We start from the raw sequence: 14971 nt of genomic DNA on the forward strand, positions 1-14971 counted from the left end.
ATTCTCCTTATTATTAACTACTATTTTTTTAGTTCTTCTCTAATTTTTTTTGGAACTTCCTTTTCTTTAATAATTTTATAACCAAGTGATTCACCATTTTTTCTTATTACTTTTACAGTAAACCAATCACCATCTTTCACTTCCTCATTTTCACTATCTTTTGGTCCTGCAAATAGTTGTACGTCATAAGTAGAGCTACCATCTTTTTCACTAACCATTTTTTGATTCTTATAAGTCTTTTTTATATAACTTTTAATAGTTTTATTACCTTTTTCATCTTCATCTACAAATTCTTCTTTTTCTTCAGTGATGTCTCCTTTTATAAGTCCATAATAAATTTTATAGTCTCTCGTATTTGCATTAGCACGATATATTTTATAGGAATATACACCTGCTCCAACAATTATAAACAATCCAATGACCGCAGCTGCAATTATTTTTTTCATAATTTACTCCTTTTTTGTCCTAAAATAGTTTTTCTTTTCTTCTTTACTATTATTATACAATCTAGGCAATAAATTATTTCTGACACTTTGTAAGAGTTTTCTTACAATTTTGTCAGAATATAAAAATCACCCTTACATATTTGTAAAGATGATTTTTTTGATATTTGAACTTGCCTATTTATAGGTTTAGTGAAATCGACATCGGAGCTAAGTAAACTTAATTTACTAAGATATTAATTCCCTATCTCTCAACAATATTATAATAAACCTTTGAAGTAAGCTTATAAATCAAGAAGTAAATTCCAGTTATGACAAAAATTGTTAAAACACTAACTATAAAAATTTGTCCACCGTTAGAAATACTAAATATTAGAAGTAATTTTTTTATCAGGATGAAGGCAAAGGCGAAGTGGACTACTGCCATCATTATCGGCATAAAGAATACCATCATAACCTGGCTCTTGATTGTTTGTGCTACTTCATTTTTAGACAGTCCAACTTCTTGTAGAATTTTATAACTACGTTTATCTTGTGCACCTTCTGAGACTTGCTTGTAATAGATAATTAAACCAGCACCCAAAATAAATGTTAACCCCATAGTGAAACCAATAAAGAGGAAGCTTCCAGTAAATTCCTTCATCACTGAGGTCATTTCTGCTTTTGAAACTGTATTTTCATATGCACTATTTGAAACTTCATTATTTTTTATTGAAAGAGAAAGATTTTCATCAAGCTGCTTACTAAATTTTTCAAGTTCCTTATCTTCAAGATTAAAGTAGGCGTTCGTATTGATTGTCATATCAGAATTAGATTGATTCCCATCCTTTTTCCCTGCTTGATTATATATGCTAACATATTTTTCCATTTCAGTTTTATTAGGAAAAATAATATAGAAAATTTTAATTCCCGAAAGTTCATTAGTTACGTTTTTCAGGTCTTTTATTACATCCTTAACCACAAGTTTTTGCCCCATCCAATTTACAGACTTGGCAGAGGTTTTCCCATTTGGTGAACCAATTATCACTTCGTTACCAGAAATATCAGCAAGAGAATCATTCCCAATCTTAACTAGATCTTCTCGGTTAAGAATTTTGACCCCAGAATAATCTATTTTCAAGTCTTTAGCATCCGAACGTTCAATCTTAATTTTCTCATCAGAAGGATTGATTCTTGCAATTTTATTTGCTGAACTGTAAGTTATGTCAATCTTAGGATTTGCTGCTGTATCAGAAATAAGCGACTCAGCTTTTTCTTTAGAGACACCTGAGAGCGTAGCTGATACTGTAGTATTATCTGGGAAGGTTTGCTTGATAACATCCTTGACACCCGTGTGGAGGGCTACAGTGACTGCAAGGGTTACAAAAGTCATTGAGACCAAGACGGTGATATTAGCAAGACCCACTGCATTTTGCTTCATCCGATAGAGCATTGAGCTTATAGTGATAAAGTGCTTTGATTGGTAATAATATTTTTTGTTAGCTTTTTGGTGCTTTAAGAGCCAAATAGTAAAGCTGATGTAAAAAAGATAAGTACCAACTATTACTAAAGCTACTGCTAGGAAGAATTTTGTCAAAGCATCAATAGGGTTTTGGACAGTCACTGCAATGTAATAACCAAGACCAAGCAAGATAACACTTAAAATAGCAAAAATAATATTAGCTTTCGGTTCTCGTTCACCTTGACTTTCTTCTTTAAGAAGACTTAAAGATGAGTTTCTTCTTATGGTGTTATTACTTATGATTATGAGTAGAATAAAAATTATTAAGAAAAAAATTGAAACTACGAGAATTGGCTGAAATGAAAACTCAAGACCAAAATAATTACCACCAATTAACTTCACAAGTATTAAAAAGAGAAATTTAGATAGGGCAAATCCAGCTACTGTGCCGATTGCTATTGTAGCGATCAATAAGATTATTAACTCATAAAATGATATACGAGCAATCTGCGACTTAGATAGTCCAAGAATCTCATAAAGACCAAATTCTTTAGTTCTTTGCTTGAGTAAGAATCGATAACTATAAACTAAAATTACTACAGCAAATAGGGATATGATGAAAAATCCAATTGCCATAAAAACTTTTGTAGTTCCAGCTCCTTGTTTTAATTTATCAATTGATGGACTAAATACAATTGAAGCAAGTATTAAATCCATTACAAACATTACTGTTGATGCCAAAATAAATGGTGCAAAATTAGAAAATGATTTTCTAACATTATTTATTGCGAGTTTTAGGTAAAACATTCTTTGTCTCCTTATTAATTCATTAATAAAAGTATACAACTCTCAAAGCTTATATTTCTGACACTATTAACTCCTATTCTTACAATTTAGTAAGAAAGAAAAAAGCCCATCAACTAATGGACTAATTTTCAAACCATATTAAGGTCTCTCAACAATATTGTAGTATACTCTTGAAGTTAACTTATAAATTAGGAAGTAGATTGCTACAACGCCTAAGATAGTAGCTGCACTGACGCCTAAGATTAAACCACCATTTGTCACTCCGAATATTTCCAATAACTTCTTAATCATTAGGTATGCAAAGGAAAAATGTATTACTGCTAATGCTATTGGCATAAAGAATACCATCATAACTTGACTCTTAATAGTTTGAGCAACTTCTTTCTTAGAAAGCCCAACTTCTTGTAGAATCTTATAATTACGCTTGTCTTGTGCACCTTCTGATACTTGTTTATAGTAGATGATTAAGCCAGCACCTAAGATAAATGTCAGACCCATAGTAAATCCGATAAATAAGAAGCTTCCTGTGAACTCATTCATTACAGATTGCATTTCCTTACGGGACATTGTATTTACATATGTACTCTCAGATAATTCTTTATTAGAAACCATTTTTGAAACTTGGGCATCAAGTTGATCCTTGAACTCATCAATTTGTTTTTCATCGAGTTTTAAATATACATTTGTTGAAATTGACATATTGAAGGCAGACCCATTATCCTCTGCCTTATCCGCAGAATTGTAATCGTTGATATATTTTTCCATTGTAGCTTGATTAGGAAAAATGATATAAAAAGACTTCATTCCCGAAATCTCATTATTTACATTTTTAAGGTTTGTAATTATATCCTTAACCACAAGTTTTTGACCCATCCAATTAACAGTCTTGGCAGTTGTTTTTCCGTTAAATGAACCAACAATCACTTCATTACCAGAAATATTTGCAAGAGAATCATTTCCAATCTTAACTAGATCTTCTCGATTAAGAATTTTAACATTGGCATAATTTTTACCCATTTGATTGCTTGATTGACTATCCATCTTGATTTCAGAATCTTCAGGAGCAATCGTCGCAATTGTGTTAGCATTGCTGTAATCAATATCAATTTTAGGATTCATGCTTGTAGTAGCGATTACTGATTCAGCTTTATCCCTAGTAATTCCATAAAGTGTTGTCGAAACCGTTGTATTATCCGGGAAAGCTTGGTTTGTAACATCCTTGACACCAGTATGTAGAGCAACCGTAATAGCTAGGGTTACAAAAGTCATGGCAACAAGTACTGTGATATTAGCAAGACCCACTGCATTTTGCTTCATACGATAAAGCATTGAGCTTACTGTGATGAAATGTTTTGGTTGATAATAATATTTTTTGTTAGCTTTTTGACGTTTCAAGAGCCAAATAGTAAAGCTTAAGTAGAAAAGGTAAGTACCAATAATTACTAAAATTACTGCAATGAAGAATTTTGTTAATGCTTCAATAGGATTTTGAACAGTTACTGCCATATAGTATCCAGCACCAATAAGAACAAGACTTAGTAATGCAAAAACAAAGTTTGCTTTTGGTTCTTTTTCCCCACGACTTTCCTCTTTTAGAAGAGAAAGTGAAGAATTTCTTTGGATGGTAATACTTGAAATAAGAATAAGTAAGAAATAGATAGCAACAAACACAAAGGTTACTACTCCAACGGCTATTAATGAAAAATCAAGACCAAAGTAATCACTTCCGATTAATGTTGCTAAAATCAAATAAAGGAACTTAGCAAGAATAGTACCAACTATTGTACCAATAAGAACAGTAGCAAGAAAGAGAATTAATAATTCATCAATAGAAACTCGGGCAATTTGTGATTTGGAAAGCCCTAAAATTTCATAGAGCCCAAATTCTTTTGTCCTTTGCTTAATCAGAAAACGATAACTATAAACCAAGATTATGACTGCAAAAGCTGAAATAATGAATAGTCCCATTCCCATTAAAGTTCCAGTGGTAGTTGCTCCATGTTTCATTTTTGCAAGTGAAGGACTAAATAAAATTGATGCAATAATTAAGTCCATTACAAACATTACTGTTGAAGCTAGAATAAATGGCGCAAAATTAGAAAATGATTTTCTAATATTATTTATGGCAAGTTTTAAATAAAACATTTACTCACCTCCTAGAAGTGCGCTCATTGTTAGATTAATCTCCTTATTAAATTCAGTTGATGTTTTTCCTGAACGGTAAAGTTGGTGGAAAATTTGTCCGTCTTTAATAAATAGAACTCTTTTAGCATGACTAGCAGCAAGACTTGAGTGAGTAACCATAACGATAGTTTGACCTTCATCATTAATCTCTTCGAATAAGTCTAATAAGTCTTCTGAATTTTTAAAGTCAAGGGCTGCTGTTGGTTCATCAGCAAGTACAAGTTCTGGACTTGTAATCAAAGCACGCGCAATTGCAACACGTTGTTTTTGCCCACCTGATAATTCGAAAGGTTGTTTGTTCAATAAATCAGATATGTTAAGTTTTGGAGCTAGAATATTTAGTCTTTCTTCCATATCGCTTACCTTAGCTCTTGATAAAACAAGAGGTAAGAAGATATTATCACGTACTGATAAAGTATCAAGTAAGTTAAAATCTTGGAATACAAATCCTAAATGTTGACGTCTAAACTCTGCTAAGTTTTGTTCCTTAATCTTAGTAATATCTTCTCCATTAAGAGCAACATAACCATTACTTGGTTTTTCAAGGGTTGCTAGGATATTTAACAAAGTAGTTTTCCCAGAACCCGACTCACCCATTATTGCAATATATTCACCTTCTTCAACCGTAAAGTTTACATCTCTAAGGGCAATAGTTTCTTCTTTTGAAAAACGAGTTTTAAATATTTTTTGTAAATGACTAACTTCTAATAACATAATTTTCCTCTTTCTTAATCTCTCTTTATTATACTTTTATTTGGCTTTATCAGGTACTTTACTTGGCTCTACTTCCTCCCAAGATGTCACACCTTTTACTTTATTATAAGTAACTTTAATCCATGCATCGCGTTTCATTGGTCTATCTTCAAGATTTCCAAAAGTCATATTTTGCTTTTTACCATCTTTATCTTTACCATCTAGATTGTATTCATAATGTCCATAAACATTTCCGCGAGAGTCCTTATCAGTCTTTCTATCACCCTCTTCTGTAATCTGAACGTAGTAAGTATGACCGCCATAAGATGACTTATACCAGAAGATTCCTCCTCCAATAACTAAAACAAAAATGGAAACTAGTGTAATAATAAATTTTTTCATTTGTATGTATTTCTCTTTCTATCTACTTTGATTGAAATTGCTTATCCACAACTCAACCTTACATATACCATTATATAAAAAAAACTAACCTGAAAACTTACAGGTTAGTCAAGAAATCTTACAGAAATGTAAGGTTATGTTAAAAAGTCTCAAAGATAATAAACTTCATACGTTCCAAATAGTTTAACGGTTGTACCATTTGCCTCTATATCTGAGAATATTGATGAAAGGTCACTTCCATTATCAAGAAAGTCAAGTAGGAAGAAATACTCACCAAGTACTGTTTTAAGTGGTCTTGATTCAATCTTAGTCAAATCAAGTTTACGTTCAGCAAAAATTTTAAGTGCTTGATAAAGTGCTCCTGGCTGATTGTCAGCAAGGGTCAAAGCTATTGAAACCTTTTTTTCTTTGCTTGTCAAAGTTAGGTTTGGTACTTTTGTTCCCAAAACCCAAAAGCGCGTGTTGTTGTCCTCAATTTCTTGAATATCATTTGCGATAATATCAAGACCATAAGTTTCAGCCGATAAACTTGGCGCAATGGCAGCGATATTATCATCTGGGTTTTCAGCCACATATCTTGCGGCATAGGCAGTACTTTCAGTTATTTCAAGCGCAGCATGTGGATAGTTTTCATCTAAAAACTTTTTACTTTGCGCTAAAGCCTGTGGATGAGAGTAAACACGTTCAATATCCTTGTCTAAACCACTAGCCATCAGTTGTTGCTTAATTGGAAGTACAAGCTCTGCCACAGCAGTGATATTCCCTTGATGAAAAAGATAGTCAACAGTCTGGTGCACACTACCCTCTATCGAATTTTCAACTGGTACCACGGCATAGTCGACAAGCATATTTTCGTAAGCCTTTATCAGGTCAGTAATGCTTTCCACAGGAACTAAATCAGCTTGAGGAAAGGCAGTCAGACTGGCTGTATAAGTAAATGACCCTATTGGTCCTAAAAATCCAACTTTCATTCTTCCTCCTCAATTCCTAAAGCCTGATAATATCCAATAATCTCTTCAATTATCTTATCAACAGTTTTGTCCACATTTACTTCTGAATGGGCTAATTCAAGGTAAAGAGGAAGTCTTCTTTCAAATATTTCCTGTAAACCTTCCTTAGAATTGTTAATAAATAATGGTCTGATATTTACCTTATCCCTTTCAATTCTCTGATAGAGCTGATTAAAATCAGCTGATAGAAAAATATTTAAGGGATTATTTTTGAGTAATAATTTATTGTCAGGTGATTCGACAACACCACCACCAGTGGAAATTACCGCTTGGCTATCAATGAGTTTAGCCAGAGTTTCTGTCTCAACATGTCTAAATGCTTCTTGACCATATTTAGCAAAAAAGTCTGATATGGGTATACCAATACTTGACTCAACTTCCTTATCTAAATCAATAAATGGTAAGTCAAGATGAGCTGCAAGTCTTTTCCCCACAGTTGATTTTCCACTAGCCATGAAGCCTAAAAGAATCACTGCCATTTATTTATCCTCAAGTTTTTCAAGGTGGTCAAAGAATTGTGGATAAGAGACAGGAATTGCATCTGCTCCTTCAAGCTCGACTGTACCGTTTTCCACAAGAAGTGCTGCTACTGCGCCCATCATACCGATTCGGTGGTCATGATAGCTTTCAAGATTTGCATTTCCCTTAAGTTTTGTTGGTCCAGTTATAATCATGCCATCTTCGGTTGGCTCAATATCAGCACCAAGCTTAGTAAGCTCTTTAGCCACTGCGTCAATACGGTTTGTTTCCTTAACCTTAAGTTCAGCAGCATCCTTGATGACAGTTTTTCCTTTTGCTTGAGTAGCAAGAAGGGCAATAATTGGAAGTTCATCAATCAAACGAGGAATAATGTCACCAGAAATTTCAGTAGCTACCAAATCACTAGTCTCAACCTTAATTGTGGCAGAAAGATTAGCGTCACCTCCATTGTTAATAACTTCGATTTTACCATTCATAGCTTCAATGACGTCAATTATTCCTGTTCTTGTCGGATTAATCCCCACATTTTCTAGCACAATCTTACTATTAGGCACAGTTAGTCCTGCCACTAGGAAAAATGCGGCACTCGAAATATCACCTGGAACAGTTATTTCCTGTCCTTGTAACTTTTGTCCACCTTCAACTTTTATAGTTTTACCATCAACATCAATCTTTCCGCCAAACTGAACAATCATATCTTCAGTGTGGTTACGGGTAATTTTCTTCTCAATGATAGTTGATGTACCTTGCGCCTGAAGCGCAGCAAAAATCAAAGCTGATTTGACCTGTGCACTTGCGACTGGTAATTTATATTCAATTGGTTGAAGATTTTTAGAACCAATCTCAGTAAGTGGTGGGTAAGCTTTCTCGCTTTGTCCATGGATATCTACTCCCATTTGACCTAAAGGTAGAGTAACTCTGTCCATAGGACGTTTTGATAGTGAAGAATCACCAAACATCTTAACTTCAAAATCACTTCCAGCTAAAACACCTGATATAAGTCGAATACTTGTACCTGAATTTCCCATATCTAAGTCATTCGAAGGCTTTTTCAAACCTTCAAAACCCTTACCTTCAACCTTAATGGTTTGTCCATCATCTTCAATACTTACGCCTAAATCTTTGAATACTCCAATAGTTGAAAGTACATCATCAGAACGTAAAATATCGTGAACAATGGTTTGTCCATGGGCAATAGAGCCAAAGATAATTGACCTATGTGATATTGATTTATCTCCAGGAACTTTTATTGTTCCATTAAGTCCCTTGCTATTTATATTAAGCTTCATAAACTTTGTATCCTGTCTTTTTCTCTATTATTTCCTGAGCATCATGTTGGTCCTTACCACTTCTAAAAGATAGTTTAAGACCACCCATAATTTCTTCCCTGTTTTCAATAATCCTAATGTTAATGATTGAAATACCAGCTTCAGTAAGGTAGCCCAATATCTCATGGATTACCCCAACCTTATCGGGTACATTGACATACAAATCATAGAAACTTGGAATTGCTCCATTATGAATTTGCATCGAATCTCTTTTTTCACGCGCATCATCAAAAAAACTAAAAATCTTCTGGCTATCTCCGTCAATAATCTCTTGCTTGATTCCTTGAATGTAGTCAGTAAAATCATCCAGTCTATCCACAAGCTGTTTTTGGTTGGTCATGATGATATCTGTCCACATGTTAGCATCACTTGAAGCAATACGGGTCATATCACGGAAACCACCAGCTGCTAAAAAGCCAGTTGCTGGATGAATTTTAGCATAATCACTTGCCTGTTCCACTAAAAGAGCAGCAAGAATATGCGGGAAATGGCTAAGTTGACTGGTAACCTTATCGTGTTCATTCGCATCCAGTTCGATAAACTGAGCTCTCGTACCCTTTAAAAGTTCCTTAGCTTCTAGCAAATCCTCAGGGCTTGAAATACTTGAAGGTGCTAGCACATAATAAGCATTCTCAAAAAGATTGATATTTGCAGCCAGAACGCCAGACTTGTGACTACCAGCCATAGGGTGGCCACCAACGAACCTTACATTCTTATCCTTAAATAGTTCCTCGGCTCTTTCCACTATCTCAACTTTTGTCGATGAGGCATCTGTTAGCAAAAGACCTTCTTTTAAATCATACCTACTAAGTTCTTCCAGAAAATCGATTGAATACTGAACAGGTAGGGCAAGAATAATGTAGTCAAAATCAGAAGCATGATTAATAAGATTATCATTTAATAAAGTCTTATCAATTATCCCTAATTCTAATGCAGTCTCAAGTGACTTTTCATTTCTATCGATAGCAGAAATTTCATACTCTGGGTGTTCTTCTTTAATTGCTAGAGCTAAACTACCACCAATCAAGCCAAGACCCACTAGTAAAACTTTTTTAGTCATATTAGAATTCTTTCAAATCAGCCTTGTACTTATCAAAGGCTTCTTTTAATTCAACGAATGTATCACTTGGGAATTTATCTAAAATTTCGTTTGCAAGAACTGTTGCTACTACATTTTCCATAACAAGTGCTGCTGCTGGAACTGCCGTAGGGTCACTTCTTTCAACTTGCGCCTTGTACGCTTCATGAGTTTCAATATCAACACTCATCAAAGGCTTGTAAAGAGTAGGAATTGGTTTCATAACACCACGAACAATGATATCTTCACCATTAGTCATACCACCTTCAAAACCACCTAGTTTATCAGTTGAACGTGAGTATCCATCTTCCTCTGACCAAGTAATTTCATCCATCACATGACTCCCAGGACGACGACCTGTTTCAAAACCTAAACCAAATTCAACACCTTTAAAAGCATTGATTGATACGACTGCTTGAGCGATTTTCCCATCAAGTTTGCGGTCCCAATGAACGTATGAACCAAGACCTGCTGGAAGATTTTCAACACGGACTTCAATTATACCGCCAATTGTGTCGCCATTCTCCTTGATTTGGTCAATGTAAGATTTGATTTCATCTTCAAAATTAGGATTTACAATCTTAACTTCAGACTTTTCAGTTTCAGAAATGATTTGACTTACGGTAAGTTTTTCAGGAATTTCAACTTCAATCCCACCAAAGTTTACGATATGTCCTGCTAGATTCACTCCAAGTTCAGATAAAATTTTCTTAGCAACCGCTCCAATTGCAACTCGCATTGTAGTTTCACGAGCTGATGAACGTTCTAAGACATTACGAAGGTCATCAAATTTATATTTCATTCCTCCTACAAGGTCTGCATGACCTGGACGAGGTTTAGTTACTCTTCTTCTCTCCTTGATTTTTTCATCAACATCGTAAGGAGCCATAATTTCATTCCAATTTTTGAAATCTTTATTTTCTACGACCATTGTAAGTGGACTTCCAAGAGTTTTACCATGACGAATACCACTAGTGAAACGAACACGGTCACTTTCAATTTTCATACGTCCGCCACGACCATATCCACCTTGGCGTTTTTTTAGTTCTTTATTTATATCTTCATCAGTCAGATTAAGTCCTGCTGGAAGTCCTTCTATAATTGCTGTTAACTCTGGCCCATGTGATTCCCCAGCTGTAAAGTATCTCATATAATTCTCCACTTCTTTGATTTCTCAGAAAAATTTTGTAATTTTCTGATTAATAAAAGTGTGAAAAGATCTAAAAAAACCTTTTCACTCTTATCTAATTTATTGACTATTTTTTCAAATAATCTTTCATCTCAGTTAATTCAATTACATTAATTGATGCTTGCCCAATTTCTGGAACGATGATTGTTTTAATTTTACTACCGCGTGCCTTTTTGTCAAGGGTGAGGGCTTGATATAATACTTCTTCATCCCACTTTTCACGATCAATAGGAAGGTGGAACTTTTCAAGCATATCTGTAATTTCTTGTGTGATACCGTCAGGCATGAGACCTTTTTCTTCGGCGATCTTACTCATTTGAGACATACCAAGGGCTACGCCTTCACCGTGGGTCACGATTCCATAACCTGCAGTAGCTTCGATAGCGTGTCCGATTGTATGTCCAAAATTGAGAATTAAGCGTTGACCATTATCAAACTCATCTTCAACTACAACCTTGCGCTTTACATTACAGGCAGCTAATATTACTTCTTCAGCATGATTTTCTAAAAGATCGTGCTCATCAGTCATCTTACCAAGTTCTTGCCACAAATCAGCGTCTGCAATCAATGCCGATTTAACAATTTCAGCAATCCCTTCACGAATGCGACGATCATCTAGTGTATTAAGAACATCTGGATCAATAAGAACACCGTCAGGCTGAGCGAATGCACCAACAAGATTTTTAGCCTTACTTGTGTTAACCCCTGTCTTTCCTCCAACTGAAGAATCAACTTGCGCTAACAATGTTGTAGGAACTTGTAAGAAATGAATTCCACGCATATATGTACTAGCTACAAAACCTGCTAAATCTCCGACAACTCCACCACCAAGGGCAATAATTCCATCTGAACGGGTCATTCCACGGTTAGCAAGGAAATCATATACTTTACTTACTGTTGTAAGATTTTTACTTTGTTCACCTTCAAGAAAGCGGAAGACATCAACTTCAAAACCTGCCTCAATCAACTGATTTTTTGCACTTTCAGCATATAATTCAGCAACTCTATTATCAGTAATAATAACGATTTGTTGGGGTTTCCATAAACTCTTGACCCATTCACCCAAATGATTAAAAGAACCACGTTCGATCACAATTTCATATGGATGTGTTTTTAAATCAACTTCTAGTTTCATAAATCTTCCTTTCTAAAGCCTCTTTTATTGTTTGTGCAGGCATTTTTTTCCCAGTCCAAAGTTCAAAGCTTTCAGCAGCTTGATAGACTAGCATACCTAAACCATTTATTGTTCTTACATTTTGAGACTTTGCCCATTTTAAAAATTCAGTTTCTGCTGGTTGATAAATTATATCAGCAACAACAATACCTTCTGAGAGTCTCAAATTAGCATCAACGGGCATTGATTTATCCTTCATACCTATGCTTGTAGCATTTATAAGAAGATTTGATTCATTTACTGAATCTTGTATTTTTTCTTCATCAGCTAAGTCTTGTAAAATAATTTCTACTCCACTAGCTTTTGATATCTTATTTAATTTTTCTTGTAGAATAGGGTAATTCGCCGACTTACGATTAAAGACAAAAACTTTATTAGCTTTTTGTACACATGCCTCAGCAATTATGGCAAGTGCAGCTCCACCACCTCCAAGAATGGAAATAGTTTGACATTCGACCTGATAATTTTCTAAACTGTTGAAAAATCCACTTCCATCTGTTGAATGTCCAAGCAAACTGCCATCTTCTTTAAGAGCAATAGTATTTATGGCTCCAATTAGCTCCGCAACGGGAGTCAATTCATCAACATATTTTACTGCTTCTTTTTTAAAAGGCATGGATAGGTTAACCCCATACATGTCCATTGTTTTTATATTTTCAATTATTTGAGCAAGATTATTATTTTCGATTTCAAAGGCCAAATAAACACCATTCACCTCTGTCATTTCAAAAGCCATATTATGAATAAAGGGTGAATTACTATGCTTTATAGGATTAGCAACTACTGCTGCCAATCTTGTATAACCATTAATATTCATATTTGCCTTCTAACTATCTAGTTGGTCTAAAATTCTTCTTAATTCAGGAAGTGGTAATTGACCAGGAGCTGTTTCACGACCGAGTGAAGCAAATGTCCAAGCACTTTTAGTCCAACGACCAGCGATTCTTGAGAGTTTCCCTAAACTTCCCATAGCCATTGTAGCAATCCTAGCATGAGGGAAACGGTCAGTTATATCATTTGTAAGATACATAAGCTCTAAAACATTACGTTCTGAACGAGGCATACCAGAAAACTTAACTAGATAAACGTTCTGTTCAATCATTTCCTTTAACTTTGTTGACAAGTCCAATGGAATTTCTGAAAAATTATGATGACTTAAAACAATTTTATCCTTAAAATCTTTTAAAGCTTCTAAAGCCTGTGGATATGAAAAATATTCGATATCTAAGAAAGTAGGCGAATAGACTGTGATTCCTTTAAGAATATCTGTATATTCTTCATCACTAACTTCCATTTCTCCACCTTCACGTTTTGTCCTCAAGGTAAAAAGCAAATTCAATCCAGTAAATTTTTCAAAAACAACTGGTGCTACTTCAAAAATTTCTGCAGCATTACTTAAGTAGTCTGCACGCCATTCAATAACATCAGCTCCTTCAAGTGCCTGCAATTGGATGCTTCTAACATCGTCTGCGGACTTGGGGTTTATGGATACTACAATCTCCGTCATTTTAATACCTCAATTATATATACTTTCAAATAATTACTTTGCCTATCATGAATATTTACCGCAAAATCAGCAGGTAGAGAAAACTTTTCTTTTATCTTATACTTCTTAGGTCCAAATCCTTTTTTAATTTGTTCTTCAAATTTAGCAGGACTTAAATTTTGTGCATTTGTACTAGCAATTATGGTTCCATTTTCACTTAAAATACTTAAGGAATCTGATATCAATTTATGATAATCTTTTGCTACAGAAAAGGTTTGCTTTTTGTTCCGAGCAAAGCTCGGTGGGTCCAAAATTATAAGGTCAAATTTCAGATCATGTCTATCTGCATATTTAAAATATTCAAAGATATCCATGACAACAAATTTATTAGCTTCAAGGTCAAATCCATTGGCCTCAAAATTATCTGTTGATAACTCACGACTTCTTTTTGCAAGGTCAACACTAACTGTTGACTTTGAACCTCCTGCTGCGGCTGCAACGGAAAAAGCTGCTGTATATGAAAAAGTATTTAGGACATCTTTTCCAAGTGCTAATCCCTCAATTAAAGAATCACGAACTTCATGTTGATCTAAAAAGATTCCTGTCATAAGTCCATCATTTAAGAAGACTGAGTAATTAATACCATTTTCAAGAATTGTAAATTTTTCCTCTTTTTTCTCGCCAAACAAATGAGCTGACTCATAATCAGATGGTTTGAAACGTATCTTTTCATAAGCCCCTAAAATTTCAGGATAAGCAGATTGAAATGCTTCAACTATAATTTTTTTTTGGCTTAGAATAAAAGGATTGTACCAGGAAAATAGAGCATATTCATTATACAAGTCAACAGTCAGTCCACCAAAACCATCTCCATCTTGGTTAAAGACACGAAACGCAGTAGTAAGAGGACTTTTGAAATATGTACTTCTTTTTTCCTTTGCAAGTGACAATAGATTAACCCAGAAATCTTGATTAATATCTTTATCCTCTCGACTTATAATCCAACCTATACCTTTATTCTGTGGAGAAAAATATGCTATAGCTACAAAATCTCCGTTATAAGTAAGCCTAGCATAACCATCTTCAGGTGCAGGATTGATATCTTTTTCATCAATTAAATCCACTCCTGATTTAATTTTTTGATGAAATTTTTGTTTTATTTGTAAATTTATCATATGAGGTTTTACTCCTTAACTCCTATCTCAATATCATATATTTATATTCATCAAGTTAGTCATTACTAATTATAACATAAA

The 14971-nt window shown here is 34.3% G+C and carries 14 protein-coding genes; all 14 read right to left on the reverse strand.

The window, feature by feature from the left end; genetic code table 11:
* Positions 1 to 20: 20 nt before the first annotated feature.
* The 14 genes from BG261_RS02610 to BG261_RS02675 all read right to left on the reverse strand — a co-directional run bounded on the left by BG261_RS02610 (position 21) and on the right by BG261_RS02675 (position 14890).
* The gene (locus tag BG261_RS02610; protein ID WP_070791618.1) at positions 21 to 446 is read right to left on the reverse strand and encodes a hypothetical protein; all 426 of its coding nucleotides are present in this window, start codon (positions 444 to 446) and stop codon (positions 21 to 23) included.
* A 241-nt stretch (positions 447 to 687) separates the two neighbouring features.
* Positions 688 to 2691 (reverse strand): FtsX-like permease family protein, encoded by a 2004-nt coding sequence (locus BG261_RS02615; RefSeq protein ID WP_070791619.1) that lies wholly within the window; start codon positions 2689 to 2691, stop codon positions 688 to 690.
* A gap of 138 nt (positions 2692 to 2829) precedes the next feature.
* A complete protein-coding gene (locus BG261_RS02620) occupies positions 2830 to 4836 on the reverse strand; it encodes an FtsX-like permease family protein (RefSeq protein ID WP_070791620.1) in 2007 nt (668 codons plus the stop codon).
* Positions 4837 to 5589, reverse strand: a complete 753-nt coding sequence (locus BG261_RS02625; RefSeq protein WP_070788112.1) for an ABC transporter ATP-binding protein — start codon at positions 5587 to 5589, stop codon at positions 4837 to 4839.
* Positions 5590 to 5625: 36 nt separating this feature from the next.
* Positions 5626 to 5970 carry a YxeA family protein gene (locus tag BG261_RS02630; protein WP_070791621.1) on the reverse strand — a complete coding sequence of 115 codons (345 nt, stop codon included), beginning with the start codon at positions 5968 to 5970 and terminating at the stop codon, positions 5626 to 5628.
* Positions 5971 to 6119: 149 nt separating this feature from the next.
* Positions 6120 to 6941, reverse strand: a complete 822-nt coding sequence (gene pheA / locus BG261_RS02635; RefSeq protein WP_070791622.1) for a prephenate dehydratase — start codon at positions 6939 to 6941, stop codon at positions 6120 to 6122.
* On the reverse strand, positions 6938 to 7459 hold the full coding sequence (locus BG261_RS02640; RefSeq protein WP_070791623.1) for a shikimate kinase: 522 nt from the start codon (positions 7457 to 7459) through the stop codon (positions 6938 to 6940). Before BG261_RS02640 ends, pheA begins: the two co-directional genes overlap by 4 nt.
* Positions 7460 to 8749 carry a 3-phosphoshikimate 1-carboxyvinyltransferase gene (gene aroA / locus BG261_RS02645; protein WP_070791624.1) on the reverse strand — a complete coding sequence of 430 codons (1290 nt, stop codon included), beginning with the start codon at positions 8747 to 8749 and terminating at the stop codon, positions 7460 to 7462. It abuts the gene before it with no gap.
* Positions 8739 to 9848: a prephenate dehydrogenase gene (locus BG261_RS02650; protein ID WP_070791625.1), complete on the reverse strand. Its 1110-nt coding sequence runs from the start codon at positions 9846 to 9848 to the stop codon at positions 8739 to 8741. Before BG261_RS02650 ends, aroA begins: the two co-directional genes overlap by 11 nt.
* A 1-nt stretch (position 9849) precedes the next feature.
* Positions 9850 to 11016 (reverse strand): chorismate synthase, encoded by a 1167-nt coding sequence (aroC, locus tag BG261_RS02655; protein ID WP_070791626.1) that lies wholly within the window; start codon positions 11014 to 11016, stop codon positions 9850 to 9852.
* Between the two features lie 106 nt (positions 11017 to 11122).
* Positions 11123 to 12190, reverse strand: a complete 1068-nt coding sequence (gene aroB / locus BG261_RS02660; protein WP_070791627.1) for a 3-dehydroquinate synthase — start codon at positions 12188 to 12190, stop codon at positions 11123 to 11125.
* Complete coding sequence (gene aroE / locus BG261_RS02665) at positions 12174 to 13046, reverse strand: shikimate dehydrogenase (RefSeq protein WP_070791628.1); 873 nt, start codon at positions 13044 to 13046, stop codon at positions 12174 to 12176. Before aroE ends, aroB begins: the two co-directional genes overlap by 17 nt.
* Positions 13047 to 13055: 9 nt before the next feature.
* Positions 13056 to 13736 carry a type I 3-dehydroquinate dehydratase gene (aroD, locus tag BG261_RS02670; RefSeq protein ID WP_070791629.1) on the reverse strand — a complete coding sequence of 227 codons (681 nt, stop codon included), beginning with the start codon at positions 13734 to 13736 and terminating at the stop codon, positions 13056 to 13058.
* Entirely contained in the window at positions 13733 to 14890 is a 1158-nt protein-coding gene (locus BG261_RS02675; RefSeq protein WP_070791630.1) for a class I SAM-dependent rRNA methyltransferase, read from the reverse strand. Before BG261_RS02675 ends, aroD begins: the two co-directional genes overlap by 4 nt.
* Positions 14891 to 14971: the final 81 nt, after the last annotated feature.

Source organism: Floricoccus tropicus (genome assembly GCF_001832905.1).
In the GTDB taxonomy this organism is placed as follows: Bacteria; Bacillota; Bacilli; order Lactobacillales; family Streptococcaceae; genus Floricoccus; species Floricoccus tropicus.